Annotated in this window: 28 protein-coding genes; 16 read left to right on the top strand and 12 right to left on the bottom strand. The window is 61.0% G+C overall.

Annotated features, from left to right (window positions below; genetic code table 11):
* Positions 1–129: 129 nt before the first annotated feature.
* Positions 130–372, top strand: coding sequence for a hypothetical protein (locus R6254_RS09000; protein WP_318406164.1), 243 nt, complete (start codon positions 130–132; stop codon positions 370–372).
* A gap of 53 nt (positions 373–425) precedes the next feature.
* Positions 426–680 carry a translation initiation factor IF-1 gene (gene infA, locus R6254_RS09005; protein ID WP_296923772.1) on the top strand — a complete coding sequence of 85 codons (255 nt, stop codon included), beginning with the start codon at positions 426–428 and terminating at the stop codon, positions 678–680.
* 15 nt (positions 681–695) lie between these two features.
* On the opposite strand, the gene R6254_RS09010 is transcribed toward infA, so the two are convergent.
* Positions 696–1,265, bottom strand: a complete 570-nt coding sequence (locus R6254_RS09010) for a glutathione S-transferase family protein (protein WP_318406166.1) — start codon at positions 1,263–1,265, stop codon at positions 696–698.
* Positions 1,266–1,292: 27 nt separating this feature from the next.
* Positions 1,293–1,916: a DUF502 domain-containing protein gene (locus R6254_RS09015; protein WP_318406168.1), complete on the bottom strand. Its 624-nt coding sequence runs from the start codon at positions 1,914–1,916 to the stop codon at positions 1,293–1,295.
* Positions 1,917–2,214: 298 nt separating this feature from the next.
* Here R6254_RS09015 and R6254_RS09020 point away from each other — a divergent pair, with 298 nt between their 5' ends.
* Entirely contained in the window at positions 2,215–2,373 is a 159-nt protein-coding gene (locus tag R6254_RS09020) for a hypothetical protein (RefSeq protein ID WP_318406169.1), read from the top strand.
* Positions 2,374–2,391: 18 nt separating this feature from the next.
* On the opposite strand, the gene R6254_RS09025 is transcribed toward R6254_RS09020, so the two are convergent.
* Positions 2,392–2,592 carry a hypothetical protein gene (locus R6254_RS09025; protein WP_318406171.1) on the bottom strand — a complete coding sequence of 67 codons (201 nt, stop codon included), beginning with the start codon at positions 2,590–2,592 and terminating at the stop codon, positions 2,392–2,394.
* A gap of 29 nt (positions 2,593–2,621) precedes the next feature.
* The gene (locus R6254_RS09030; RefSeq protein WP_318406173.1) at positions 2,622–3,059 is read right to left on the bottom strand and encodes a hypothetical protein; all 438 of its coding nucleotides are present in this window, start codon (positions 3,057–3,059) and stop codon (positions 2,622–2,624) included.
* Between the two features lie 297 nt (positions 3,060–3,356).
* On the opposite strand from R6254_RS09030, the gene R6254_RS09035 reads away from it, so the two are divergent.
* Both R6254_RS09035 and R6254_RS09040 read left to right on the top strand, forming a co-directional pair.
* Complete coding sequence (locus R6254_RS09035; protein WP_318406175.1) at positions 3,357–3,566, top strand: hypothetical protein; 210 nt, start codon at positions 3,357–3,359, stop codon at positions 3,564–3,566.
* A gap of 74 nt (positions 3,567–3,640) precedes the next feature.
* The gene (locus R6254_RS09040; RefSeq protein WP_318406177.1) at positions 3,641–4,114 is read left to right on the top strand and encodes a CreA family protein; all 474 of its coding nucleotides are present in this window, start codon (positions 3,641–3,643) and stop codon (positions 4,112–4,114) included.
* Between the two features lie 133 nt (positions 4,115–4,247).
* Here the strand turns inward: R6254_RS09040 and R6254_RS09045 are convergent, their stop codons facing one another.
* The 3 genes from R6254_RS09045 to R6254_RS09055 form a co-directional block, all read right to left on the bottom strand.
* The gene (locus R6254_RS09045) at positions 4,248–4,697 is read right to left on the bottom strand and encodes a VOC family protein (protein WP_318406178.1); all 450 of its coding nucleotides are present in this window, start codon (positions 4,695–4,697) and stop codon (positions 4,248–4,250) included.
* Positions 4,698–4,796: 99 nt separating this feature from the next.
* The gene (locus tag R6254_RS09050; protein ID WP_318406180.1) at positions 4,797–5,651 is read right to left on the bottom strand and encodes a DUF6597 domain-containing transcriptional factor; all 855 of its coding nucleotides are present in this window, start codon (positions 5,649–5,651) and stop codon (positions 4,797–4,799) included.
* A gap of 52 nt (positions 5,652–5,703) precedes the next feature.
* Positions 5,704–6,210, bottom strand: coding sequence for a hypothetical protein (locus R6254_RS09055; protein ID WP_318406182.1), 507 nt, complete (start codon positions 6,208–6,210; stop codon positions 5,704–5,706).
* 184 nt (positions 6,211–6,394) lie between these two features.
* On the opposite strand from R6254_RS09055, the gene R6254_RS09060 reads away from it, so the two are divergent.
* The gene (locus tag R6254_RS09060; RefSeq protein WP_318406184.1) at positions 6,395–6,859 is read left to right on the top strand and encodes an ArsR/SmtB family transcription factor; all 465 of its coding nucleotides are present in this window, start codon (positions 6,395–6,397) and stop codon (positions 6,857–6,859) included.
* Between the two features lie 276 nt (positions 6,860–7,135).
* On the opposite strand, the gene R6254_RS09065 is transcribed toward R6254_RS09060, so the two are convergent.
* Complete coding sequence (locus tag R6254_RS09065) at positions 7,136–7,525, bottom strand: EF-hand domain-containing protein (protein WP_318406185.1); 390 nt, start codon at positions 7,523–7,525, stop codon at positions 7,136–7,138.
* A gap of 374 nt (positions 7,526–7,899) precedes the next feature.
* On the opposite strand from R6254_RS09065, the gene R6254_RS09070 reads away from it, so the two are divergent.
* On the top strand, positions 7,900–9,339 hold the full coding sequence (locus tag R6254_RS09070) for a DHA2 family efflux MFS transporter permease subunit (protein WP_318406187.1): 1,440 nt from the start codon (positions 7,900–7,902) through the stop codon (positions 9,337–9,339).
* A gap of 50 nt (positions 9,340–9,389) precedes the next feature.
* Here the strand turns inward: R6254_RS09070 and R6254_RS09075 are convergent, their stop codons facing one another.
* Positions 9,390–10,214: an alpha/beta hydrolase gene (locus R6254_RS09075; RefSeq protein ID WP_318406189.1), complete on the bottom strand. Its 825-nt coding sequence runs from the start codon at positions 10,212–10,214 to the stop codon at positions 9,390–9,392.
* Between the two features lie 414 nt (positions 10,215–10,628).
* Between R6254_RS09075 and R6254_RS09080 the strand changes: the two genes are divergently transcribed.
* The 8 genes from R6254_RS09080 (at position 10,629) to R6254_RS09115 (ending at position 20,217) form a co-directional block, all read left to right on the top strand.
* On the top strand, positions 10,629–11,723 hold the full coding sequence (locus R6254_RS09080) for an AI-2E family transporter (RefSeq protein WP_318406191.1): 1,095 nt from the start codon (positions 10,629–10,631) through the stop codon (positions 11,721–11,723).
* 551 nt (positions 11,724–12,274) lie between these two features.
* Positions 12,275–13,558 (top strand): urea ABC transporter substrate-binding protein, encoded by a 1,284-nt coding sequence (gene urtA, locus R6254_RS09085; protein WP_318406193.1) that lies wholly within the window; start codon positions 12,275–12,277, stop codon positions 13,556–13,558.
* Between the two features lie 214 nt (positions 13,559–13,772).
* Positions 13,773–15,344 (top strand): urea ABC transporter permease subunit UrtB, encoded by a 1,572-nt coding sequence (gene urtB, locus R6254_RS09090; protein ID WP_318406195.1) that lies wholly within the window; start codon positions 13,773–13,775, stop codon positions 15,342–15,344.
* Between the two features lie 167 nt (positions 15,345–15,511).
* Positions 15,512–16,585 (top strand): urea ABC transporter permease subunit UrtC, encoded by a 1,074-nt coding sequence (gene urtC, locus R6254_RS09095; protein ID WP_318406670.1) that lies wholly within the window; start codon positions 15,512–15,514, stop codon positions 16,583–16,585.
* Positions 16,582–17,463: an urea ABC transporter ATP-binding protein UrtD gene (gene urtD, locus R6254_RS09100; RefSeq protein WP_318406197.1), complete on the top strand. Its 882-nt coding sequence runs from the start codon at positions 16,582–16,584 to the stop codon at positions 17,461–17,463. The genes urtC and urtD overlap by 4 nt, the downstream gene beginning before the upstream one ends.
* A gap of 624 nt (positions 17,464–18,087) precedes the next feature.
* The gene (urtE, locus tag R6254_RS09105) at positions 18,088–18,780 is read left to right on the top strand and encodes an urea ABC transporter ATP-binding subunit UrtE (RefSeq protein WP_318406198.1); all 693 of its coding nucleotides are present in this window, start codon (positions 18,088–18,090) and stop codon (positions 18,778–18,780) included.
* A gap of 164 nt (positions 18,781–18,944) precedes the next feature.
* A complete protein-coding gene (locus R6254_RS09110) occupies positions 18,945–19,790 on the top strand; it encodes a DUF817 domain-containing protein (protein WP_318406200.1) in 846 nt (281 codons plus the stop codon).
* A complete protein-coding gene (locus R6254_RS09115; RefSeq protein ID WP_318406201.1) occupies positions 19,777–20,217 on the top strand; it encodes a ribosomal maturation YjgA family protein in 441 nt (146 codons plus the stop codon). The genes R6254_RS09110 and R6254_RS09115 overlap by 14 nt, the downstream gene beginning before the upstream one ends.
* Before the next feature lie 56 nt (positions 20,218–20,273).
* Here R6254_RS09115 and R6254_RS09120 read toward each other — a convergent pair whose 3' ends face one another.
* Together R6254_RS09120 and R6254_RS09125 are read right to left on the bottom strand one after the other, a co-directional pair.
* Positions 20,274–21,485, bottom strand: a complete 1,212-nt coding sequence (locus tag R6254_RS09120; RefSeq protein ID WP_318406202.1) for a cation:proton antiporter — start codon at positions 21,483–21,485, stop codon at positions 20,274–20,276.
* A 137-nt stretch (positions 21,486–21,622) separates the two neighbouring features.
* Positions 21,623–22,426 (bottom strand): M48 family metallopeptidase, encoded by an 804-nt coding sequence (locus R6254_RS09125; protein ID WP_318406204.1) that lies wholly within the window; start codon positions 22,424–22,426, stop codon positions 21,623–21,625.
* A 230-nt stretch (positions 22,427–22,656) separates the two neighbouring features.
* Between R6254_RS09125 and R6254_RS09130 the strand changes: the two genes are divergently transcribed.
* Positions 22,657–23,082, top strand: a complete 426-nt coding sequence (locus R6254_RS09130; protein WP_318406206.1) for a DUF3597 domain-containing protein — start codon at positions 22,657–22,659, stop codon at positions 23,080–23,082.
* A gap of 3 nt (positions 23,083–23,085) precedes the next feature.
* On the opposite strand, the gene R6254_RS09135 is transcribed toward R6254_RS09130, so the two are convergent.
* Entirely contained in the window at positions 23,086–23,916 is an 831-nt protein-coding gene (locus tag R6254_RS09135) for an urease accessory protein UreD (protein ID WP_318406208.1), read from the bottom strand.
* Positions 23,917–24,226 lie beyond the last annotated feature (310 nt).

A 24,226-nucleotide genomic window follows, 5' to 3' on the forward strand; every position in this document is an offset into this window, starting at 1 on the left:
CCACTCAAGGCTCACCCGCCCAGCCCTTCCCGGGGTTTGGCAGGCAGAACCGAACACCCGTTGGCTTGCTCGCAAGCCTTTTACGTTTCGATTGAACAAGCCGGGATACATACCCGGCAAAGGCTTTTTATGAAGATAGATCACACCAGGATAGAGGTGGGCAAATACCTTGTCTCCCCACTCGCCAAGCCCCAGGGCGAAGGTCGTTTCGCCGCATCGGTTTCCATCCGCTCCGGCCAGGGCAGCGGCACGCATGATCGCGTGTTGCGTTTTAACGGATTTTTTGACAGCGCGGCGTCCGCCGTGCATTACGCTACTGAACATGCGATGCGCTGGATTCACGAGCGCTCATTGCCGCCGGCTTGCGCTTGAAGCGCTAAGCGGCCTGTACAGACATTTTTTTCGAATTCCCAAGGAGTTACATCATGGCCAAAGAAGAACTGATTGAAATGCACGGGCTGGTCAACGAAGTGTTGCCAGATTCACGTTTCCGCGTGACGTTGGACAACGGCCACAAGCTGGTGGCTTACACCTCCGGCAAGATGCGCAAAAACCACATTCGTATTCTGGCCGGCGACCAAGTGTCGCTGGAGCTCTCGCCTTATGACCTGAGCAAGGGCCGCATCACTTTCCGGCATATCGCCGGTCGTGGCCCAGGCCCATCGCGCCAGGCGCATTGAGTTAACAGCAACCGTTTACAAGGCCATCGCGGCAGGGCGCGCGATCAGCCGGTCCACATAGGCTTCCAGCCTGGGCCGGCCGGTGTGGGTGCCCCACAGCCGTTGCCAGATGAACATCGAGCCGATCATGATGTCGGCCAAGGTGAACTGTTCGCCGAACAGCCAGGGGCCATCGGCCAGTTCGCTTTCCACCGCGTCCTTGGCCGCCTCGAAGTTGTTCCAGCCGCGTTGCGACGGGGTTTCCAGCTTCATCAGGCTGTCGCCCATGGCCGGCTCCAGTTGTGAGGTGGCAAACACCATCAGCGACAAAAACCGCCCGCGCTCCGGGCTGTCGGCCTTGGGCGCCAGCCCGGCTTCGGGAAACTTCTCGACCAGGTACAAACCAATCGCGGCATTTTCAAACAGCCTGGCCTCGCCATCGACCAGCGCCGGCAGTTTGCCCGCCGGGTTGATCTTCAGAAAGGCCGGCGTCTTGTGTTCGCGCTTTTCAAAATCAATCGGCATGATCTCGTAAGCGGCGCCGCATTCGTCCAACATCCATTTGGCTATCGTGGCCCGGCTTTTCGGGTTGAAATAAAGCTGCATCTGAACATCTCCGGTTAAACCCATTCGTCACGGGGCGGGTGGTTCGTCGCCGTGCCCTGTGGTCCCGCCCGCTGGCCGCGCCATCCAGGCGATCAGCGAGGAACGCATGGCTTCCTCGACCGACATGGCAATCGGCTGCACCCAGTCCACGGGCACAAACACCGTGTAGCCACCAATCATGTAACCCATGGGCAAATACACGGCCACCCGTTCACCCGGCAAAAAGCCGGCCGGCAAATCCGCAAAGTTGCGGCGCGTGATCAGCCCGACAATTTCCATGGCGTGGCCCGGCATGCGCAGGATCACCACACTTTGTTCGCCCTGTTTGCCGGCCGGCGAAAAGTAGTCGGCAAAACTTTTCAGCGAGTTGTAAATACTTTTGACCACCGGCAGGTTGGTGAACGGCAGCTCGGCAAAAGACAGCAGCTTGCGCACGCCGGGTTTGGACACCAGGTAACCGATCAGCAGGATGATCAAGACGCCAAACACCAGGCCCAGGCCCGGCACATAAAAGCTGCCGATTAACGGGCGCAAGACCCACAAGGTCAGGGTTTCCGTCCAGGCCAGAAAGATATACAGCAGGTACAGGGTCAGGGCCACCGGCAAGACGGTGATCAGCCCGCGGAAGAAATAGCGATAGAGGTTTTTCATGCTGTCCTGGGTGGAGTGCGGTGCCGCCCGCTCACCGGGCTGCTTGCCGCTTCAGGCCCCCAATATACCCAAGCTTTGTGGCGGGCCGGTATTTCAAGCGCAGCGTGTTGGCCGGGTGTAGGTCAGGCCCTACCTGTCCTGGGGCTGACCTCCCGCAAGCTGCGGCGGGCGACGCACTTAACCTTGAGTTAATTCATTCAAGGAACAAAACATATGCCCATCATTGCCTGGTTACTCGGTGTCCCCATCAGCGTCATCATCATCCTGATGTTGTTCGGCGTTTTTTAAGGGAGCCACCATGTTACGCAAACTGATTGTCCTGGCCATCACCTCAGGGCTCGCGGCTGGCTTGTATCGCAAATATCTCAACCAGCGCGAGCAGGATGCTGCCGTAGCGTCCAGTGCGCCCGTTGCCACACGGCGCAGGCGCGCCGGCACGCAGGGCGACCCCGCCTAGGGCAGCGCCCCAGCGGTCTCAGGCGCCCGGTGGCGTGCGCCCGGCGCGGCCGCTGAGGTAGAGCACCACGATGCCAGCCGCGCAGCACAGGGCGCCATACACCGCCCACTGGATTTGCCCCGTCATGAAGCTGCCCGGCAGAATATTGATGCCTTGCAAAATCCAGATGGTGCCCAGCAGCACCATCAGCAAACCCACGATTTTTCCGAGCATTTTCATGCGACGTCCTCCAGCCAAATAAAACTCGCTCAGGGAACCCGCTTCAAAGGCCCAAAACAGGACTTGAGTGTTGCGGCCTCGCAGACCAGCAACTGGTCCTGCTTCGGGCTGAACTGGATGAAGCGGGTGGTTTTTTCACCCGGCCCGTCCAGCATGGCGCCTGAGCAATCTTTTTTGTCGTTCTGCCGAACCACGGTTTCCACGAGTTTGTAAAAACCCTGGGCATCCGGCGCGGCGGTTATGTCGTAACGGTTTTCAAAAACTTCCTGCCCGCTGGTGCCCAGCACGGTTTTGTTCGCGCGGTATTGCAAGGTTTCGGTGCAGGCGCCGCCGAACAAGGCCCAGGTCCAGGTGCCCACGATGGGGTGGCTGGGCGCGGCAGTAGTTTTTTCGCCGGCCGCATGTATCAGCAGCGGCGCACCAGCGAGCAGGCCGGCAACAAGAATCAGGGTAGGCAAGCGGTTCATGTCGAATCTGGAAGTGTGGGGAGTGTGTCCTGCGTGAATGCTACTCCCCTTGCGCGTCGCTCAGTGCGGTCGGGCGCGGACGGTCAGGGGTTCCGGATGTTTTAGGCCTCCAGCCCATGATGGACGGACGCAAGCAGCTATGGATTCAATAGCGTTTGATGCGCAAAGGATTTTCCGACGAACATCTCATTACCAGCTTCACGCTTGGTGACGGGTAACAACACCTGGCAGACACCCAAAGGCGTTGCAATGGGCTTGGCAGTCCGCAGAGGCTGCGTCACTACCCAGGAGAGAGTCATGAGAAAAATTGCCCTTTTGCTTGTTGTTGCCGCGGCCAGTCTGGCGGGCTGCGTGGCCGTGCCTTATGACAACGGCCGTCCCAACCGTCCCCACAGCAGCCCCGACCGTGATCGCGATGGTGTTCCCAACCGGGCCGACCGTGACCGGGATGGGGATGGTGTGCCCAACCGCAACGACAGGCGGCCCGACGATCCGCGCCGGTACTAACCAAGGCCAGCGCAGGCGAGCCGGCTTGCGCTGCGTCGTTATAGTGGGGGCGTCCCAACTCGCAAAGAAGCCCCATGAAAAAGCCAGTCCTCCTGTTGTTGCTGCTGTGCGGCGTGTTGGCCCAGGTGCAGGCGCAAACCATTGGTGAGGTGGACACGGTGTTCAAGTTCATCGGGCCGGATCACAAGATCGTGGTCGATGCGCACGACGACCCCAAGGTCAAGGGCATCACCTGTTATGTCTCGCGCGCCAAAACCGGCGGCATCAAGGGGGCGGTGGGGCTGGCCGAAGACAAGTCGGAGGCTTCGATCGATTGCCGGCAGGTCGGCCCGATTTCGTTCGGCAAACCGTTGCCGGTGCAGGAAGAAGTGTTCAGCGAGCGGATTTCGCTGGTCTTCAAAAAGATACGCATCGTGCGCATGGTGGACGTCGCCCGCAACACCCTGGTCTACCTGACCTATTCGGACCGGGTGATCGAAGGCTCGCCGCAAAACAGCGTGGCCGCCGTGCCGATTGATCGTGCCCTCAAAATCCCGCTGCAGCCCTGATGGGGGTCGTCGCAGGCGAGCGGGCTTGCTCTGCGACGACGTGCGCATCCTGGCGCAGGGGTGATGCCCTATGGAAAATAGGGCTAAAGCCCAATAAACACGGGCGAAAATAGCTCCTGTTTTTGTAGCAAGCTCATGACGCGGATGTGTTCATCATCGCGGTGTAGCGGCGCTGCATCTCCTCAGGCGTCACGTCTTCGATGGTGTGGCCCACATTCCAGCGGTGGCCAAACGGGTCGCGAAAATTGCCTGAACGTTCGCCGTAAAAATGATCCTGCGCAGCCATCTCCAGTGTGGCGCCAGCCTGCAGTGCCCGCGCAATCACCTCGTCGCAGTTGTCCACATGCAGGTGTAACGTCACCGTTGACGCTGCACCGGCCTGCGGCGCCTGCACGCCGAGCTCCGGGTATTCGTCAGAAAGCATCAGCGTTGCGCCATTGAAGTCCAGCTCCGCATGGCCGATGCGCCCGCCGGGCTCTACCAGGCGAAACTTCTCTGTCACGCCAAAAACGGTTTTGTAGAACTCGATCGCCGCGTCGGTGTTTTTGACGTGGATGTAAGCAAACAACTCGTGAATAGCCATGAAGCCTCCAGAAAAAATACAGGTCAGACCGGTACGATCTGGCACCTTGAATCTGGAGTCTAGAGCGCCAGTCCACAGCTGTCTTGAAGAAAATTGACATCAGCGCTGGCGGGGGTGGTCGGCTTTGGCTGGAACTGGCACGTGATTGGGCGAAACAGGCTGGGCTGCGCGGTATTGCTCGGGCGTGAGGCCTGAAAATTCAAGGAATTCGCGGTTGAAATGCGGCTGGTCGCTGTAACCGGCACCCAGCGCCACTTCGGTGAAGGCGGGCTGGCGCGCAGGGATGTCTCCACGCATCAGTTCCAGCGCCTTCTGGAAACGCTGCACCCGACAGTAGAGCTTGGGCGGCAGGCCCACAGATGGTGAAAACAAACGGATGAATTGCCTGTGGCTATAGCCGCTTTGCGTGACTGCTTCCTCCACGCTGCTGCCGGTCCGGAATTGCTGCAGTGCCAGCGTCACCATGGGGGGCGTGGCGGATGTTGGCGTGGCCTCCAACCTGCGGTGCAGCAGCATTTCAAGGCAGCGAAGTTTTTCGTCAGGCGAAGGCGCAGCCAGCAACTGCTCGCGCATCAGGCCAGCGCCGCTGCTCCAGATATCCTCCAGCCGCACATGCTGCCCGGCCAGTTCGTCGGCAGGCATGCCCAGCAAAGCCTGCGCCGCGCCAGGCAAGAGCTGCACGCCAATGGCGCCCGAAGGTGCCGAGACATCCTTGGCGTAGAACCGCGCACGCGGTCCGTTGACCACGGCGTGTCCCATGTCGCTGCCCGCGTCATCGCCGGGGCCGTTATAGATGCAGATGGACGGCCCGGACAGACGAAACACCAGATGCATCTCTCCGGTCGGCATCATCTGTTCGCGTACCGGCGCTGTAACCTGCCGGCCTGGTGCCGGTGCGCTGAGCCAGACCAGCCGGATGAAACGGCGGAGCGAAGGGTGCGGCGCGCGCTGCATGGGCGCTTGAAGGTTCAGGGCATCGTCATTTGCGGCTCGGGCCGGTCTGGGCTCAGATTCTGCCCAGGTCCTGGATGGCGTCCACAATCATGCTGGTGCCAACAGCGATCAGCAAAATGTCGCCGGCGACGCGCACATATTTATGCCCTGCAGGCGGAACGCCCAGCCGAATGACCACCGATTGCGGCACCGGGTAAAACACCACGTCGCGAGGCAGGGGCTGACCCACGGCCCATTTTTTGGCTTGGCCCGGAGGCATGCAGCCATTGTTCATTTTCGCCAGGCCGGGCGGGCAGCGACCGGCGCGGTATTGCTGGCCGTAATACTCCTGGATCACCACACGTTGTTGATCACCGAAGTAGCCGCCTACCTTGACTTCCGGCTGGGCCTGCCGGTCCTGCTTGTTCTTCTTGCCGCCATCGTGTTCTTTTTGTTCGTGTTTGCCGCCTTTGCCCTGACCGGCCCATTCGGGTTTTTCGGCCAATGCCGTGCCTGCCGCCAAGGACGCCAGCAGGAGGGCGGGGAGAATACGCAGACGTAAAATTTTGCTCAGATGCATCGTGTGGACCTCGTGGTGGGTTGTAAAGCACCAGCGTCAGCCGGGCTGTTCTTCTTTGACCTCTTTATAACGCCGCGCATGGCATTCGGTTGGCCTTTTCAGTGAACGGCGAGGGTTTTAGAGGTGCTGTCCTACAGGATGCCCGCGCTTGACAAGGCCATGGTCTGGCTTGATACTAATCTATATGGTTAAGTATAAAAACGATGATGTGTTGAGTGCGGTGTTCGGCGCGCTGGCCGACCCGACGCGTCGCCAGGTGTTGCAGGCGCTGGAGCAGGGCAGCCTGTCGGTGACCGAGCTGGCCCAGCCACACGGCATGTCGCTGCCCGGTTTCATGAAACACTTGCGCGTGCTGGAAGACGCCGGCCTGGTGGCACGTGCCAAGGACGGGCGCGTGGTCAGCTGTGAACTTTCGGCGCAACCCCTGCAGGAAGCCGCGGTGTGGTTGTCGCGGTATGAAAAATTCTGGTCTGCGCGGCTGGATGCGCTGGCCCGTTTCCTTTGCCAGGAACAGGAGGTCCACCCGTCATGGAAAGAAACGTCCAAAGCCGCAGCGCTCAAAAAGAGCGCCTCTCGCTCAGCCACACCGGCCCCGAAAAAACGCGTCGCGAAAAAACCGGCTACGTCCGGGCTCGCCCGCAAGCGCTGAGCAGGCCAGCAGGCGCCGGGCCTGTGTCAAGGTGATTGCCTATTTCTTCGTATCTCGCCAGCGTGCCGATCCGGCTGGCGCAGATGGACCGGTGTCACCCGTGTACCAGACCTTGGGCGGGAGCGATCCCAAGGGTTTTTCGGTGTTTTCCCATCCGCCACCGGCCAACGAACATTCACCTGGACAGGGCCAAGATCAACAGCCTCAGCGATGACATGGCCCCGATGGGCTCGGGCGATAGACGCTACTGATTGGGTAGCGCCTGAGCGGCGATGCTCAGTGGCTTTTTCCCCGATTCAAGGCATTTCCAAATTCATCGCGTGACAAGAAGCCGTCCTTGTTCAGGTCGGCTTCATCAAAGTGTTTGGCCACACCACGAAAACCGGCCGCTTCTTCGCGGCTGATCTTGCCGTCCCGGTTGGCGTCGATAAAACCAAAGGCGCGCTCCACGTCCTTGGCCGCGTATTTGGGCTCAGCCGCCACCACCGGCACGGCGGGCGTTGCGGCTTGGGCTTGCGACGCCGCCTGTGCGGGCTGCTCGGCCTGTGGCTGGGCGTGGACGTTCATGGCCAGCACGAAGACGGTCAGGGCCAGCAACAGGCCGCCTAGCGCGCGGTAAGGCTTGGTCAAGCGGGAAGGGGAAAGATGGGCAACAGTCAAAGTCATGGGTTTCTTGATCAGGGAGTCGGTCATCAACACATTGAATGCCGGTATGGGTCAAAAGGCCAGCACACTTGCACGGTGTTTCGCCGCTTTACATACCGGGTGGTGGTGGACACATTTCTTTGCGTAGTACCCATGATTCAGATGGGGCCGCCGCCGATTTTTTCAAGCTTCTGCCATTGAAGTCCAGCTCCGCAGGGCCCACACGCCCGTCAGAAGGCGATGACAACTCCTCAGGTGAAGACGGAGGCAAAAAACGCAGTCTGGCGCGGTGGATGCCGGGCTTGACAGGCACTTTTGTTTTTCTGATGCTAATCCATATGGTTTAGTATATGCAAGAAAAAACCAATGCTGAAAAACCAGAGAAGGACAGCCGAATGACACAGCACAGCGACAACCGTAAACGCTGGTGGGCACTGATGGTGCTTTGCCTGGGTGTGTTGATGATTGTGCTCGACACCACCATCGTCAACGTGGCCCTGCCATCTATCAAAACCGATCTGGGCTTCACCGAGACCTCGCTGGTCTGGGTGGTCAACGCCTACATGCTCACCTTTGGCGGTTTTCTGCTGCTGGGCGGCCGGCTCGGGGATTTGTATGGCCAGCGCCGTTTGTTCCTGGCGGGGCTCACGCTATTTACCATCGCCTCGCTGGCCTGTGGCCTTGCCAGTTCGCAAGCCATGCTGATCGTGGCCCGGGCCGTGCAGGGGCTGGGCGGCGCCGTGGTGTCGGCGATTTCGCTGTCACTGATCATGAATCTGTTCACCGAGCCGGCCGAACGTGCCAAGGCCATGGGGGTCTACGGTTTTGTCTGCGCCGGTGGCGGCAGCATCGGTGTGTTGCTGGGTGGCTTGCTCACCGATGCATTCAACTGGCACTGGATTTTTCTGGTCAACCTGCCGATAGGCGCGCTGGTGTTTGCGCTGTGCCTGATGCTGCTGCCCGGTGGCCGCGGGCAGGCCAGGGGTGCGCGGCTGGATGTGTGGGGCGCCATCACCGTGACCAGCGCGCTGATGCTGGCGGTGTACGCCGTGGTCAACGGCAACGAAGCCGGCTGGACCTCGGCGCCAACCCTGGGCCTGCTGGCCGCGGCGGCGGTGTTGCTGGCCGGTTTTCTGCTCATTGAATCCAGGGTGAGCACGCCGCTGGTGCCGCTGGCCCTGTTTCGTTTGCGCAATGTCGCCACAGCCAACATCGTCGGTGTGTTGTGGGCCGCCGCCATGTTTGCCTGGTTTTTTATCTCGGCGCTGTACATGCAACTGGTGCTGGGTTACAGCGCCATGCAGGTCGGCCTGGGTTTCTTGCCGGCCAACCTGATCATGGCGGCCTTTTCGCTGGGCCTATCGGCCAAAATCGTCATGCGTTTTGGCATACGTATGCCGCTGGCAGTGGGTTTGCTGATGGCCGCCGTGGGCCTGGCGCTGTTTGCACGCGCACCGGTGGGCGGCAGTTTTGTTGCCGATGTTTTGCCCGGCATGTTGTTGCTGGGCCTGGGCGCCGGCATGGCTTTCAACCCGGTGTTGCTGGCCGCCATGAGCGACGTGGCGCCCAGCGAGTCCGGCATCGCTTCCGGTGTGGTCAACACCGCCTTCATGATGGGCGGCGCGTTAGGCCTGGCGGTGCTCGCCAGCCTGGCCGCCGCGCGCAGCAACCGCCAACTGGCGGCCGGCGCGCAGGCGCTGGTGGCGCTGAATGGCGGCTACCAGATGGCTTTTGTGGTGGGAGCGGTGTTTGCGGCCATTGCGGCGCTGCTGGGGGCGGTGTTGTTGCGGCCCGGGGCGATGGCAGGCGCTGATACGCAGCTTGCGGCGGAATAAGTGTCAAATCGGCCTCCAGCCCTTATTTCACGGGCGCAAGCCGCTACCAATTAGGTAGCGAACGATTGCTCGCGTTGCCAGGCGTCGTCAGGGCTGAGTTGCGCCTCGGCCCAGTCCAGCGCCCTGGCAGCGACCACTTCCCAGCCCGGTTCGGCAATCAGCCAGTGGCTTTTGCCGGGAAAGATGACGAGGTCGGTGCGGGCCGGTGAGGGGCGGTGTTTTCGGTATTGGCGATATGTGGCCTTGACCATGGACAGGGTGACGGTCCGGTCTTCTGCGCCCGCGATCAGCAGCAGGGGGGCACGTTGCGGGTTGGCAAAATTCACAGCATTGCCTATGCCCAGCGCCGCCTGAAAATAAATACGCCCCGGTGCCGGCACAATGTGGGCGTCGTAAGCCGCTTGCCGCTCCGACGGTTTCAAGGCATTCGCAAACGTGCTTGAAAAGCCGGCAAAGGGCATGGTCAAGATACGACGCCAGCCGAACCAGGACAGCAACACCGGCAGCGCCGACCACAGCGCGGTCGGGCTGGGCAACACACCGCGCGGCGGCCCGGAGTCTATGGCGACGCCGGCGGCGCCCAGGCCGCGGTCCAGCAACATCTGCACAATCAGGCCGCCAAAGGAATGGCCAATCAGAATAGGCGGCTCGGGCAGGGCGCGTATCTGCTGCTCAAAATAATCCACCAGTTGTCCGATCGTCAACCCGGCCAGTTGCGGGTTAGGACTCTCCCGCAACTGCGCCGCCGGCCGGTCCACAAAAGGCCAGGCAGGTGCCACGCAGTGATAGCCCCGCTCTTCGTAATAGCTGCGAAAGTGAGCCCAGCTCTCACGCGTGACCCAGGCGCCGTGGATCAGCAGAATGGTTTTTGTCATGCGTGCGCTCCTGAGGGAATGAGAACTCGTTCTGGACCTCCACCAAGCCATGATGGATGACCGAGACCCGGAATGTCGCCCGGAACCCTGTCGCGGTCAATGGTGTGTTGCCGCGGCCTTGTCTGCCAGGACTGGAACTTCAAGCCAAAAAGGCCTGTAGCCCTGATGTGATGGTCGCAAGCAGCTACGTATTCGATAGCGAGCGAGACGGAAAAGCGGCTTCCGCTACGTGTTGCGCGATCGCCGCATGCGGCGTCTTCCTACCCGCCGCATGGCCGGACGGCCTCACAATGGGCTTATCGATCTAGCAACAGGGGGAGCCATGCAGCGTTTCAGTGACAAGGTGGCCAGCAGGCCATTCGGTGCTTTCCATATGCCCGGCGGTAGGCGCCACATCCTGCTGAAAGGCACAGCATGAAACTTTTCGTCATTGCCCAATCCGCGGCTCTGGAGACCCGCTTCTTTCTGATTTTGCTGGTGGCTGTTTCCCTGGCTTTCTTCTGGGTGCTCTTGCCTTTTTATGGCGCTGTGTTCTGGGGCATGATTCTGGCGCTGCTGTTCAAGCCGCTTTTTCTGCGCCTGCTCAAGAGCATGCGGGGTCGACGCACCTGGGCCGCGCTGGCCACGGTGGCCATCATTCTGGTCTTGGTCATCCTGCCGCTGACCCTGGTCGTCGCCATGCTGGTGCAGGAAGCCGCCGCCCTGTTCCAGCGCATGCAGTCGGGTGAGCTGAATTTCAACGCCTATGTGCAGCAGGTGTATGGCGCCTTGCCCGCCTGGGCCAGCAGCGCGCTGGATCGTTTTGGCCTGCGCGACACCGGTCTGATCATGGAGCGGCTGGCGGCCAGCATGTCCAAGGCCAGCCAGTTCATCGCCACGCAGGCCTTGAGCATTGGGCAGAACACTTTTGATCTGGTGGTCAGCTTTTTTATCATGTTGTACCTGCTGTTCTTTTTTCTGCGCGATGGCGCCGACCTGTCGCGGCGCATCCGCGAGGCCGTGCCACTGGAAGCCGACATCAAGCGCGACTTGGCCAGCAAGTTCGTCACCGTGATCCGCGCCACCGTCAAAGGCAATGTGGTCGTGGCGCTGATCCAGGGCGCTTTAGGCGGTTTCATTTTCTGGGCGCTGGACATCCACGCCCCCGTGTTGTGGGGCACGCTGATGGCCTTTTTGTCGCTGCTTCCCGCGGTGGGCGCGGCCCTGGTGTGGGGCCCGGTGGCGATTTATTTTTTGGTCACCGGCGACATCTGGCAAGGCGTGGTGCTCACGGCCTTTGGTGTGCTCGTGATAGGTATGGTCGACAACATTCTGCGTCCGGTGCTGGTCGGCAAAGACACCAAGATGCCCGACTACGTGGTGCTGGTGTCCACCCTGGGCGGCATGGCCTTGTTCGGTCTGAACGGCTTCGTGATCGGGCCGGCGGTGGCGGCGATGTTCATGGCGGGCTGGGGTTCGTTTTCCCGGGCGCGGCACGGGGAGGAGTTGGAATTGCCGAAAGCGCCGTGACAAGAAGGGTTCGAGGACGTTAAGAGAAATAGGTCTCTAGCCCTTATCCCACGGGCGCAAGAAGCTATGGATTCAGGAGCGAATTCGTCCGGACTTGCTGGCAACGAAAATTGGCCTCTTGGCTTGGCGCTCTGTCGCCATCGACGAATTTACCCGCGCCCAGTCCGTGTCAAGCATTCTTTTGGCCACTGTGTTAAAATACAGCCTCTCGACGGCAAGCCCGTTGAAACGCCTGGCCAGGCAAAGCCGATTCTCACGGCGGCACGTCGACAAGAGCTTTCACGACGAGAAAAACAAAGATAGCTCCTGCATGTGAATTGCCGTAACGTGGGCCGCGTAAGTGTCCACGTCCAATTTCAAAACAGCCCGCAGCTCGCGGGCTTTTTTACGTCCCGCAGCGGCCGCCTGTGCAACACAAGCGTTCGCATACGCCACCCGGCGTATAGCCCAATCCCCGGCCGGTCCCCAGAATTGCTTCATCGCTTCGTCAAAGCCCACTTCTGCGGCTTGTGCGCAGCGACAAGCGATTTACCACCTACCGGAGAAGCACCATGCAACGTCGTTTTACCCTCAAGGCGCTGACCGCCGCCGTCGCCCTGGCCGGCCTGGCCGTGCTGCCCGCCCATGCCCAGTCGGGCGGCACCATCAAGGTGGGCGTGTTGCACAGCCTGTCGGGCACCATGGCCATTTCTGAAACCACCTTGAAAGACACGGTGCTGATGGCGATTGAAGAGATCAATGCCAAGGGTGGTGTGATGGGCAAAAAGCTGGAGCCCGTGGTGGTGGACCCGGCCTCCAACTGGCCGCTGTTTGCCGAAAAAACCAAACAACTGCTGGGCCAGGACAAGGTCGCCGTGATCTTCGGCTGCTGGACATCGGTCTCGCGCAAGTCGGTGTTGCCGGTGGTGGAGGAAATGAACGGCCTGCTGTTCTACCCCGTGCAATACGAGGGTGAAGAGTTGTCCAAAAACGTGTTTTACACGGGCGCGGCTCCGAATCAGCAGGCGATTCCTGCCGTCGACTATTTGATGAGCAAGGCCGGCGGTGGCGCCAAACGCTGGGTGTTGCTGGGGACCGACTATGTGTACCCGCGCACCACCAACAAGATCCTGCGCGCCTACCTGAAAAGCAAGGGCGTGGCCGACAAGGACATCGACGAGAAATACACGCCCTTCGGCCACTCCGACTACCAGACCATCGTGGCGGATGTGAAGAAGTTTTCGGCCGGCGGCAAGACGGCGGTGGTGTCCACCATCAACGGCGACTCCAACGTGCCTTTCTACAAAGAGTTGGGCAATGCCGGCCTGAAAGCCAAAGACGTGCCGGTTGTCGCCTTCTCGGTGGGTGAGGAAGAGTTGCGTGGTGTGGACACCAAACCGCTGGTCGGCCACCTCGCGGCCTGGAACTACTTCCAGTCGATCAAGAGCCCGGCCAACACCGAGTTCATCAAAAAATGGTCGGCCTACGCCAAGGCCAAAAAGCTCCCTGGCGCTGACAAACCGCTGACCAACGACCCGATGGAAGCGACTTACATCGGCATCAACATGTGGAAACAGGCGGTTGAAAAAGCCCAGTCCACCGACACCGACAAAGTCATTGCCGCCATGGCCGGCCAGACCTTCAACGCACCCTCGGGCATTGTTTCGAAGATGGACGAGAAAAACCACCACCTGCACAAGTCGGTGTTTATCGGCGAGATCAAGGCCGACGGCCAGTTCAACGTGGTCTGGAAAACACCCGGCCCGGTGAAAGCCAAGCCCTGGAGCCCTTACATCGAAGGCAACGACAAAAAGCCTGACGAACCCGCCAAGGGCGCGACCGTCGCAACCAAATAAACAGGGTTGCCGCCGCCAGGCCCGTCAAGGCCGGGCGGTGCAAGCCGCGCCTGGGTTGCAGAAAACCGGTGCGGCTTTTTTGTGGTCTGGCTCGCTTCTTGCACTGCTTCGGTGCACGTCCGGTGCATGGTTTTTTTAGGGAAGTTGCAGCCTGGGCATCACAACACGCCAGCCGTGGCTGGCGGCTGTGCCCACCCTACAGGTTCTTCTCATGATGATGCGCACATTATTTCTATTCGCTACGCTTTTGATAGCCGCCAGCGCCTATGCCTTGAGCCCGGAAGAGGTCAAAGGCATGGCACTGGGCGAGACCGAGGCGCGGGTGGAGGCTTTGGGCAAGGCGGCCGCCAAACCTGACGAAAAAACCACGGCCTTTATCCAGGCGCTGGCGGACGACGCCGTCAAAACCGCTGGCGAGCAGGTGTTTGTGATCAAGGACGACAAGGGGTTCGATCCGATCAGCGGCGCGGCGCTGAAAGTGCCCGACGATGCGGAAGACGTGATCAACAACAACCTGATGCGCGGTGAGTTGGACAATGCGCTGGCCGCGCTCAAGCTGTTTTCCAAAGACGTCAAGGTGCGGCGTGAGGCGATCAAGACCTTGTCCAGCGGCAGCGACGAGTCACGCCTGCCGTTGATTGAAAAAGCCTATGCCGCCGAGACGGTTCCCGCGCTGAAAACCCAGCTGGACTTGCTGCGCGCCACCATCCTGCTGGACAGCAGCGATAGAAGCACACGCCTGGAGGCCGCCGCGCGCCTGTCTGGCAGCAACCACCCGGTCAGCAAAACCACGCTGATCGCACGCCTGGCCACGGAAGAAGACGTCGATGTCAAAAACGCGCTGCAGGTTTCGTTGCGCCAGGTCGAGGCCGCGCTGGCCTGGGGCGACAAGCTGGGCGCAGTGTTCAGCGGCATCAGCCTGGGCAGCATCTTGCTGTTGGTGGCGCTGGGCTTGGCCATCACCTACGGCCTGATGGGTGTCATCAACATGGCGCATGGCGAGTTGATGATGATTGGCGCTTACGCCACCTATGTGGTGCAGGGCCTGTTTCAAAAATACCTGCCCGGTTTGTTCGACTGGTATCTGCTGGCGGCGGTGCCGGTGGCTTTTCTGGCGTCGGCCTTGATGGGCGCGGCGCTGGAGCGCGGCGTGATTCGTTTCCTCTACGGCCGGCCGCTGGAGACCTTGCTGGCCACCTGGGGCATCAGCCTGATGTTGCAGCAACTGGTGCGCTCGATTTTCGGCGCGCAAAACGTGGGCGTCGAAAACCCGGTGTGGATGAGTGGCGGCGTGCAGGTGTTGGGCAATCTGTCGCTGCCTTACAACCGGCTGGTGATCATTGGGTTTGCAATTGCCGTGTTGTTAGGCATGGCCTGGCTGATCAGCAAGACGCGGCTGGGCCTGTTTGTGCGCGGCGTCACGCAAAATCGGCCGATTGCCTCGTGTATGGGCGTGAACACTGCGCGTGTGGACACCTATGCGTTTGCGCTGGGCTCGGGCATTGCGGGCCTGGCCGGTTGCGCGCTGAGCCAGGTGGGCAATGTCGGGCCGGACCTGGGCCAGGGCTACATCGTGGATTCCTTCATGGTGGTGGTGCTGGGCGGCGTGGGCCAACTGGCCGGCACGGTGTATGCCGCCATGGGCCTGGGTATTTTGAACAAATTTCTCGAAGGCTGGACCGGTGCGGTGCTGGCCAAAATTGCGGTGCTGGTGTTCATCATCATCTTCATCCAGAAGCGGCCGCAAGGCATCTTCGCCATGAAAGGGCGCTCCGCCGAGGCATGACCATGACAACATCCACTCCAACCCTCGACGAGGCCCTGCAAGTTGGGCAGAACCTTCCCGCGACACGCACGGCACCGGTCGATGTGCCGCCTGTTGCGGCGGTCACCCCACCGGTCGAGGCCGTGCACACCGGTTCGGCTTCTGTGCGGCTCCCGGCCAAAGGCCCCATGCTCACACGGGCCGGTTGGAGCGCTTTTATCATCGCGCTGCTGGCCGTCTGTGCTGTGGCGCCGGTGCTGAATCTGCTGGTGCCGGAGAGCAGCATGTTCCACATGAGCACCTACGCGGTGGCCTTGCTGGGCAAAATCATGTGTTACGCCATCTGCGCGCTGGCCATGGACCTGATCTGGGGCTACACCGGCATTTTGTCGCTGGGGCATGGCATGTTTTTCGCGCTAGGCGGTTATGTCATGGGCATGTATTTGATGCGCCAGATCGGCCTGGAGGGCAATTACAAAAGCAGCCTGCCCGACTTCATGGTGTTTCTGGATTGGAAAGAGCTGCCCTGGCACTGGACCTTCAGCGACAGCTTTGTCGCCACCTTGTTCCTGATCGTGCTGGTGCCCGGACTGGTGGCCTTTGTGTTTGGCTACTTTGCCTTCCGCTCGCGCATCAAAGGGGTGTATTTTTCCATCATCACGCAGGCCATGACGTTTGCCGCCATGCTGCTGTTCTTTCGCAACGAAACCGGCTTCGGTGGCAACAACGGTTTCACCGACTTCAAACGCATCCTGGACATACCGCTGGCCACACCCAGCATGCGCATGTTGCTGTTTGTAATCACCGGGCTGAGCCTGCTGGGCTTCTTTTTATTTGCCAAATGGCTGGTGGGCAGCAAATTTGGCCGGGTGTTGCAAGCGGTGCGTGATGCCGAAACACGCGTGATGTTTTCGGGCTACAACCCGATTGGTTACAAGTTGACGATCTGGACCATCTCGGCCGTGATGTGTGGCATTGCCGGCGCGCTGTATGTGCCGCAGGTCGGCATCATCAACCCGAGCGAAATGAGCCCGGCCAATTCAATCGAGATGGCCATCTGGGCCGCCGTGGGCGGTCGCGCCACGCTGATCGGGCCCATCCTGGGTGCTTTTATTGTCAACGGTGCCAAGAGCTGGCTGACGGTGGCTTACCCCGAGTACTGGCTGTATTTTCTGGGCATGTTGTTTATCGCGGTGACGCTGTTCCTGCCAAATGGTGTGGTTGGACTGGTGAGGAAACTCAGGAAGGGAGGCGAGAAATGACGCCAGATCTTCTGGAGCAGGGCGCGCGTCGCATTGAAGAACGCCGGGACGCATTGTTGGCGGACAGGAATAACACCGCGTCCGGCGGGCGCAGCGCTAGCGCGGGCCGCGTGGCCACCCCGGGTGAGGTGGACGTGACCCATGGCCGTATCTTGTACCTGCAAGACGTCAGTGTGAGTTTTGACGGCTTCAAGGCCATCAACAAACTCTCGCTGGACATTGCCCCGGGCGAGCTGCGCTGCATCATCGGGCCCAACGGTGCGGGCAAGACGACGATGATGGATATCATCACGGGCAAAACCCGGCCCGACGAAGGCACCGTTTTTTTCGGCAGCACCATAGACCTGCTGCGCCACGCCGAGCCGCAGATTGCGCAATTAGGCATAGGTCGCAAGTTTCAGAAACCCACGGTGTTTGAACAACTGACGGTGTTTGAAAACCTGGAACTCGCCCTCAAGACCGACAAGGGCGTGAAGTCGTCGATGTTCTTCAAGCTGGATTCGGCACAGAGCGACCGCCTTGCTGAAATCCTGGTGACGATTCACCTGGCCGGCAGTGTGAACCGTCTGGCGGGCAACTTGAGCCACGGGCAAAAGCAGTGGCTGGAGATTGGCATGTTGCTGATGCAGGATCCGAAACTGCTGCTGCTCGACGAACCCGTGGCGGGCATGACCGATGAAGAAACGGCACGGACGGCGGAGTTGTTCTTGACGCTCAAGGGCAAACACTCGCTGATGGTGGTGGAACACGACATGAGTTTCATCCGCACGATTTCCGAGATCGTGACGGTCTTGTGTGACGGGTCGGTGCTGGCGCAGGGAACGCTGGATCAGGTGCAGGCGGATGAACGGGTGATCGAGGTGTACCTTGGGCGCTGATTCCTTCAGCGTTCTGGACGAGCTCGTTGAAGCTTGCTTCGATCCGTCGGCCCATGGTTTGCCCACAAGCCGGGACTCGCCCCGGCGGGCGACTTACTTTTCTTTGCTTCGCCAAAGAAACCTAAGGAAAAGAAAGGCGACCCGACTGGCTGGGTCCCTGCGCTGCGCTACGGGCAACCTGCGGTGTTCGGCAAAAGCGGGGTCTCGCTCGAACTCGCCTGCGGCTCAGACAATCGCGAGCCCTGATCCGCTTTTGCCTGCGCTCCTCGGCCCAGCCAAACGGGCTAGGGGTAAGGAAACGGATGCGGGGAGACGAGGACGCGCTTGGCGCGTCCTCGTCGGAGCCCGGCTTCGTTCCCCGCTCCCAACCCCTTCTGCCTGCGCCGAGGAGCGGAGGTCCAGCCGGATCAGGGCGAGCGATTGTCTGAGCGCAGCGAGTTCGAGCTCGACCCCGGTTGGACCGAGTACCGCAGGTCGCCCCCGTAGCGCTAGCGAAGGGGGACGCAGACAGTGGGGTCGCCTTTTCTTTGCTTACTTTCTTTTGGCGAAGCAAAAGAAAGTGAGTAGCCGCCGGGCTACCCCCGGCATGCCACGCCAACCACAAGCCTGACGAGAAACACCAAAATGCTGAACGTCAAAAACATCAACCAGTATTACGGCGGCTCCCACATCCTCCGCGACGTAAGCCTGGAATCCCACCTCGGCAAAGTGACCGTCCTGCTGGGCCGCAACGGCGTGGGTAAAACCACGCTGCTCAAATCACTGATGGGTCTGGTGCCCATCAAGACCGGCAGCATCGAATTTGATGGCAAATCCATCCAGAACGCCACACCCTACGCGCGTGCAAGAGCCGGCATCGGTTTTGTGCCGCAGGGGCGCGAGATCTTCGCGCGGCTGACGGTCGAAGAAAACCTGCGCATGGGCCTGGCCTACAAAAGTGCGGGTACGCCGGTGCCTGGCGAGTTGTACGAGTTGTTTCCTGTCCTCAAGCAGATGCTGAACCGGCGCGGTGGTGATCTCTCGGGCGGGCAGCAGCAGCAACTGGCGATTGCGCGTGCGCTGGCCGCCAGCCCCAAGCTGCTGATCCTGGACGAGCCCACCGAAGGTATCCAGCCCAGCATCATCAAGGACATTGGCCGGGTGATCCGTATGCTGGCGGACCGGGGCGACATGGCGATTTTGCTGGTCGAGCAGTATTACGACTTCGCCCAAGAGCTGGCCGACGACTACCTGGTGATGGAGCGCGGCGAATTTATCGCGCGCGGCCAGGGCAAAGACATGGAAGCCAACAAGGTGCGTCAACTGGTCGCGATCTGATGTTTCGCGGCAGTGAACAAAGCCCGGTTCGCCGGGCTTTGTTCATGGCGGCTGGAGGGCCCGCGCGGCCGTGGCCCTAAAATCGCCGCTCTTGCGCCCGCCCGGCGTTCCTGTCTTTCGCTTCCGGCCTTGCTGACAAGGCCCTGGCCATCATTTCACGCCTCATGACCCTGCTTGCCCTGGACCACTGGCTGATCAACCCGCCGCCGCAGCCTGGTTTGTCCGGCTTTCGCCGTTTTGTCGTGGAGTTCCTTTTCTTCGGTCTCAAGGAGGCGCGGGCCTGCCTGTTTGCGGGGCTTTTTTTTGCGGCGGTGTTCCTGGTGCCCCGCACCGGCGTGGCGGGCATCCCGCGTTATGACCTGTTGCTGCTGATCGCGCTGCTGATTCAGGGCTGGATGGTGGCCACCGGGCTGGAAACCGTGGACGAACTCAAGGCCATCTGCCTTTTTCACGTCGTGGGTTTTGCGCTGGAGGTGTTCAAGACCTCTGGCGGCATTCAGTCCTGGAGTTACCCCGACTTCGCCTACACCAAGGTGTTTGGCGTGCCGCTGTTTTCCGGCTTCATGTACGCGGCGGTCGGCAGCTACATCATTCAGGCCTGGCGCTTGTTCGACCTGCGTGTGAGCCACCACCCACCCTACTGGATGGCCAGCCTCATCGCCGTGCTGGTGTATGCCAATTTCTTCACCCACCATTTCATCGGTGACTACCGCTGGTATGTCGCGGCCTGTGCGGGCGGCCTGTATGCGCGCTCGGTGGTGGTCTTTCGTCCTTTCGATCGGGATCGGCGTATGCCGCTTCTGCTGGCGTTTGTGTTGATCGGCTTTTTCATCTGGTTGGCCGAGAACCTCAGCACCTTTTTCAGCCTGTGGCACTACCCCAACCAGCTGGGTGCCTGGTCGGTGGTGCATGTGGGCAAGTGGAGCTCCTGGTCGCTGCTGGTGGTGATGACGTTCACCATCGTTGCCAACCTCAAACACATCAAGGCGCGTATCCATGTCCCCGAGTGAACACAGGCCCGGCGTCATAGCCTGGCGCTTTGACCGGGAAGCGCTGGCCTGGGCCGTGTTGATTTTTATCGTGGAAGTGCTGATTGCCACCGTGTGGGCGCGCCACCGCTGGCTGCGCGGTTTTTTCGGCGACCTGCTGGCCGTGGTCTGGGTGTATTACCTGTTCAAGACCGTGTTGCGCGCGCCGGTGCCGTGGCTGGCCGGCGCGGCGTTTGGTGTCGGTTGCCTGGTCGAGCTGGGCCAGTATCTGGCGGCGGCCCAGGGCTGGCAGGTCGCCCACCCGGTGTTGCGCATCGTGCTGGGGTCTGTGGCCGACTGGCTGGATGTGCTGGCGTACGCCGTCGGCTTCCTCATGGTGCTGGGGCTGGAGCGGCTGTGTGAGCGCCTTCGACCCGTCGGCATGGTGCCCAACGCTTCGTCAAAGTGAGCCGCAAGCGGCCCACTTTGTTTTGGCCAACCTTCGGCGAGGCCAAAGCCGTGGCCTCACTTCGATCGAAAAATAATCTCTTTCATGCGTTGCAGCTTGGGCGACACCACCGGCACCGTCAGCATGGTGCTGGCAATCGCCATCAGCAACAAGGCGGTGAAGGTTTCGTTGGTGATGATTTGTTTGTCCAGCAGGATGTTGACAAAAATGATCATGATCAAGGCCTTGGTCTGCAGCAGCCAGCCGATGATGGAGCTTTCGCCCGGTGCCCACCTGAGCACCTTGCCCGCGATATGAACCCCGATCAGCTTGCCGGCCACCGACGCCACCAGCAAGACGGCGGCCGCGATAAACACGGCTTCGCCGCCCACCGACCAGTTGGTGCGCAAACCCGTACTGAGGAAAAACACCGGCATCATCACCAGCAACACGTGGTGGCGGAGCAAGTCCATGTGTTCCTGGTTGAACCATTCACCGTCCATGATGGCGCCCGCCAGGAAGGCGCCCACCATGTAATGCAGTCCCGCCCAGTCGGCACCGAAGGCGCAGATGATCAGCCAGACGAGGCCGGCGTACCAGCGGTCGCGCTCGGGCAGCCACACCATGAGTTTGCGGAAGGCATAACTCAAGGCGGCAAAGGCCACCAGAAAGCCGGCCTGCCGGCCGACACGCTCCCAGTCCATCAGGATCAGTGCCAGCACGCCCCAGATCGCGATGTCGTCCAGGCTGGCATAACGCAGGATGCGCTGGCCTATGGGCTGGCGCAGGATGGCGAGTTTTTCCATCAGCAAAATCAGGATGGGCAGCGCGGTGACGGCGCAGGCCATGCCGACCCCCATCACAAACTGCCAGCGCATGCCCTGCGGACCCACCCAGCCCTCATACATCAGCATGCCGGCGGCGACCACGCAGCCAAACACCAGTGGTGTGCCCAGCGCCAGGCCGGCGGTGATGCTGCTTTCGCGCCGGTGTGCCCAGGCTTTTTTCAGGTCCAGCTCGATGCCGGCGATCCAGACAAAGACCATCACCGCCCACCAGGCAATGCCGTTGAGCGACTGCACAACCGGCGCGCTGAAGACAAACGCGTAGTAGTCCGGGTAAATTTTGCCGAGGATGCCGGGGCCGAGCAGGATGCCGGCAATGATTTGCACCACCACCAGCGGTGCGTAGTAGTCGGTGTTGAAGACCCGCCAGATCAGGTAGGGGACGGTAAAAATGATCGCCATGGCGATCAGGTAAATCTCGGTCGTGGTCATGGCCGTGTGCATGGCGCTCCCTGTATTTTTATGGATGTGGACGATGTTGCGGTGACAGGCTAGGCCATCACGCGGGTCCACCCCCAAGATACCATGGCGCCGTGCCTGGACGTGGCCGGCCGAGATGGGGTGAGAAGCGAACGAGCGGGCTAGCGGCGCGCCGCGTCGTACAGCGGCATGACGGTGGGCAGCAGCGCCTGGATCTGTTGCACGCGGCTGCTGTCGCTGGGGTGGGTGCTTAAAAAGTCAGGCGTGCCGCCCGTGCTGCCGGCACTGCCCATTTTTTGCCAGAGGCTGACCCCGGCTTGCGGGTTGTAGCCGGCGCGTGCCATCAGTTCCAGGCCGATGCGGTCGGCTTCGGCCTCATGGGCGCGGCTGAAGTTTGTGGCGACCAGCGCTTGATACGCGGTGCCCGTGAGTTGGGCGGTGCCGCTGCCCAGGCCCAGCAACTGCGTGCCGAGTCCGATGACGGATTGCGCGGCGGCGGCTTGCGAGACCTGCTCGCGCGAGTGTTCGCGCAGGGCGTGGGCGATTTCATGGCCCATCACCACGGCGATTTCTTCATCCGTGAGATTGAGCTTGCGCACCAGCCCGGTGTAGAACATGATTTTTCCGCCGGGCATGCAAAAAGCATTGAGCTGATCGCTCTCAATCAGGTTGACCTCCCACTTCCAGCTCGGGGCATCCCCCCGAAAGACCGCCGTTTTCGGCTCGAGGCGAGCGGCAACGGCGCGCACGCGTGCCAGCATCGCAACATCGGTGTTGAGCGCGCCTTTGGCGGCCGCCTCCGATGTGAGTTTGGTGTAGGCCTGCACGGCCATCTGGTCCAGCTCCTGCGACGACACCAGCAGCAACTGGGGGCGTGATGCACCCACGGCGCCGCCCTCCGTGGTGCTGGTGCAGCCTGCCAATAGGCTCAAGGCGATCAAGAGGGGGGCTAGGTGGAGGTTCATAAGGTGGGCTCGCTGGGTGAATGATTGCGGCGGCTGTGAGCGCCTATTCTGAGGGGCGATCGCGCCTTGCAAGTAGGCGGGGTGGGGCAATCCGTGTAGGCCAGAATCGCCCAACGGCCAGAGAAAGGCGACATCGGGTTTCTCTGTAGCGGGGGTGGGTGTTTTCACGGGGAAGCGCTGGAGGCTGAGCCTAGAATGAAATCTCCCTTACTTTATGGATTGGAATCAGCATGAGCATCCTCAGCAAAATTTTCGGCAAAATTTTCCCATCTGCCCAAGCCGCACCTGCCGAGTCGTCGTCCGCGCTGTCACCGGATGCCGCTGCCGCAGCGTCGGCCGACACTGCGGCGGCCGCTGCTGCGGCAGTCGCTGCTGCCATGGGGTCTGCAACCATCGCGGTGGTGGATGTCGAAGCCGTGTTGAACGAGATGGCCAGCAACAACCCTGAAAAGCTCAACTGGAAAACATCGATTGTTGATCTGATGAAGTTGCTCAAGCTGGACAGCAGCCTGGCTGAGCGCAAGGAGTTGTCCAAAGAGCTGGGCTACACCGGCGACACCAACGACAGCGCAACCATGAATATCTGGCTGCACAAGCAGGTCATGATCAAGCTGGCGGCCAACGGCGGCAAGCTGCCGGCCGACTTGCAGGGCTGATCTTCAGACGGACCAGATGCGCGGGCTGGGCGCCGCCTGGTCCCAGAAATGCCGGCGCCAGGTCTTCCAGACCTGCTTCAGCAAATCCATGGCCGGTTCCACCAGCGGCGCCAGCACACGTACCACCACCACCTGCGCATCGGGGCTGGTGGCGCCTGCGGTGTTGTTCAGCGGGTGCGCTTCCATGACTTGCCGCGCCAGGTCCAGCGCGAGCTCACGGCGCTTGCGCTCCAGCTTGCTGCCGGTCACAAAAAACAGGGTGGCAATGCAGCGCTGGCCGGCCAGGCCCAGGGGGCTGTTCATCAGCAGCAAGTCGTCGGCCCGGATACGCGCACGCTCCAGCCAGACGCCGGGCAACTCGATGTGCTGGCAAAAACTGCCTTTCACAAAGGGCTGGTTGGCACTGGGCAGGCCGAGCGCGGTGATGTCCCAACCCATCAACTCGGCACCAGGCGCCAGGTCCAGCGTCAGGTGATTTTCAGCCAGGCAGCCGCTGTAACACAAGGCTTCCATCGGCAACCATTCGGCGCGGGCACCGGCTTCCAGCCGCAAGCGGGTGCGCTGCAGGGCGGTTTCACCCAGTGATTTGTAAAAACGCGTGGCGCCCGGCGTGGTGATCAGGCCGTGGCTGCCGCTTGCCGCGCTGATGGCGATGTCCAGCGTGTCGCCGCCGACCAGGCCGCCCGGTGGATGCACCAGCACGTTGTGGCACACCGCATCACCCTCAGGGTAGAGGCTTTGCAAGATGCGCAGCGGACCGTCGTGGCGGAAATGCGCGACGGTTTTACCGGCCTGCAGGGAGTAGTCGAGGGAGAGCGATGCGTTCCAGGCCATGCTTGAGTTTAACTCGGGGTCTGGTGTTGTTATGTCTCGGTTCCGCTATTAATTCAGTAGCTTCTTGCGTCCGTCGTATATGGGCTGGAGGCCTATTTTGTTCATAAGTACGGATTGGTGAAGTCTGTGGCGGCTTCGGGCAAGCCGGGTCTCGGCCCGGCGGCCGACTTACTTGTCTTTTGCTTCGCCAAAAGAAAGTGAGCAAAGAAAAGGCGACCCTGCTGTCTGCGTCCCCTTCGCTGCGCTACGGGGCAACCTGCGGTGCTTGTATGGTGGAGGTGCTGGGGCAAAGGGACACTGTGGTGCATCG

Source organism: Polaromonas potterensis, from assembly GCF_033446725.1.
Taxonomy (GTDB): Bacteria; Pseudomonadota; Gammaproteobacteria; order Burkholderiales; family Burkholderiaceae_C; genus Polaromonas.

What these genes read in the sequence shown, in the direction of transcription:
- R6254_RS09075 (WP_318406189.1), bottom strand. Translation starts at nt 10,214, where the DNA reads ATGACAAAAACCATTCTGCTGATCCACGGCGCCTGGGTCACGCGTGAG.
- R6254_RS09040 (WP_318406177.1), top strand. Translation starts at nt 3,641, where the DNA reads ATGAAAAAGCCAGTCCTCCTGTTGTTGCTGCTGTGCGGCGTGTTGGCC.
- R6254_RS09045 (WP_318406178.1), bottom strand. Translation starts at nt 4,697, where the DNA reads ATGGCTATTCACGAGTTGTTTGCTTACATCCACGTCAAAAACACCGAC.
- R6254_RS09135 (WP_318406208.1), bottom strand. Translation starts at nt 23,916, where the DNA reads ATGGCCTGGAACGCATCGCTCTCCCTCGACTACTCCCTGCAGGCCGGT.
- R6254_RS09055 (WP_318406182.1), bottom strand. Translation starts at nt 6,210, where the DNA reads ATGCATCTGAGCAAAATTTTACGTCTGCGTATTCTCCCCGCCCTCCTG.
- R6254_RS09025 (WP_318406171.1), bottom strand. Translation starts at nt 2,592, where the DNA reads ATGAAAATGCTCGGAAAAATCGTGGGTTTGCTGATGGTGCTGCTGGGC.
- R6254_RS09050 (WP_318406180.1), bottom strand. Translation starts at nt 5,651, where the DNA reads ATGCAGCGCGCGCCGCACCCTTCGCTCCGCCGTTTCATCCGGCTGGTC.
- urtD (WP_318406197.1), top strand. Translation starts at nt 16,582, where the DNA reads ATGACGCCAGATCTTCTGGAGCAGGGCGCGCGTCGCATTGAAGAACGC.
- R6254_RS09010 (WP_318406166.1), bottom strand. Translation starts at nt 1,265, where the DNA reads ATGCAGCTTTATTTCAACCCGAAAAGCCGGGCCACGATAGCCAAATGG.
- urtC (WP_318406670.1), top strand. Translation starts at nt 15,512, where the DNA reads ATGCTCACACGGGCCGGTTGGAGCGCTTTTATCATCGCGCTGCTGGCC.
- urtE (WP_318406198.1), top strand. Translation starts at nt 18,088, where the DNA reads ATGCTGAACGTCAAAAACATCAACCAGTATTACGGCGGCTCCCACATC.
- R6254_RS09115 (WP_318406201.1), top strand. Translation starts at nt 19,777, where the DNA reads ATGTCCCCGAGTGAACACAGGCCCGGCGTCATAGCCTGGCGCTTTGAC.
- R6254_RS09030 (WP_318406173.1), bottom strand. Translation starts at nt 3,059, where the DNA reads ATGAACCGCTTGCCTACCCTGATTCTTGTTGCCGGCCTGCTCGCTGGT.
- R6254_RS09060 (WP_318406184.1), top strand. Translation starts at nt 6,395, where the DNA reads ATGGTTAAGTATAAAAACGATGATGTGTTGAGTGCGGTGTTCGGCGCG.
- R6254_RS09125 (WP_318406204.1), bottom strand. Translation starts at nt 22,426, where the DNA reads ATGAACCTCCACCTAGCCCCCCTCTTGATCGCCTTGAGCCTATTGGCA.
- urtA (WP_318406193.1), top strand. Translation starts at nt 12,275, where the DNA reads ATGCAACGTCGTTTTACCCTCAAGGCGCTGACCGCCGCCGTCGCCCTG.
- R6254_RS09020 (WP_318406169.1), top strand. Translation starts at nt 2,215, where the DNA reads ATGTTACGCAAACTGATTGTCCTGGCCATCACCTCAGGGCTCGCGGCT.
- R6254_RS09035 (WP_318406175.1), top strand. Translation starts at nt 3,357, where the DNA reads ATGAGAAAAATTGCCCTTTTGCTTGTTGTTGCCGCGGCCAGTCTGGCG.
- R6254_RS09120 (WP_318406202.1), bottom strand. Translation starts at nt 21,485, where the DNA reads ATGCACACGGCCATGACCACGACCGAGATTTACCTGATCGCCATGGCG.
- R6254_RS09080 (WP_318406191.1), top strand. Translation starts at nt 10,629, where the DNA reads ATGAAACTTTTCGTCATTGCCCAATCCGCGGCTCTGGAGACCCGCTTC.
- R6254_RS09130 (WP_318406206.1), top strand. Translation starts at nt 22,657, where the DNA reads ATGAGCATCCTCAGCAAAATTTTCGGCAAAATTTTCCCATCTGCCCAA.
- R6254_RS09000 (WP_318406164.1), top strand. Translation starts at nt 130, where the DNA reads ATGAAGATAGATCACACCAGGATAGAGGTGGGCAAATACCTTGTCTCC.
- infA (WP_296923772.1), top strand. Translation starts at nt 426, where the DNA reads ATGGCCAAAGAAGAACTGATTGAAATGCACGGGCTGGTCAACGAAGTG.
- R6254_RS09110 (WP_318406200.1), top strand. Translation starts at nt 18,945, where the DNA reads ATGACCCTGCTTGCCCTGGACCACTGGCTGATCAACCCGCCGCCGCAG.
- R6254_RS09065 (WP_318406185.1), bottom strand. Translation starts at nt 7,525, where the DNA reads ATGACTTTGACTGTTGCCCATCTTTCCCCTTCCCGCTTGACCAAGCCT.
- urtB (WP_318406195.1), top strand. Translation starts at nt 13,773, where the DNA reads ATGATGCGCACATTATTTCTATTCGCTACGCTTTTGATAGCCGCCAGC.
- R6254_RS09070 (WP_318406187.1), top strand. Translation starts at nt 7,900, where the DNA reads ATGACACAGCACAGCGACAACCGTAAACGCTGGTGGGCACTGATGGTG.
- R6254_RS09015 (WP_318406168.1), bottom strand. Translation starts at nt 1,916, where the DNA reads ATGAAAAACCTCTATCGCTATTTCTTCCGCGGGCTGATCACCGTCTTG.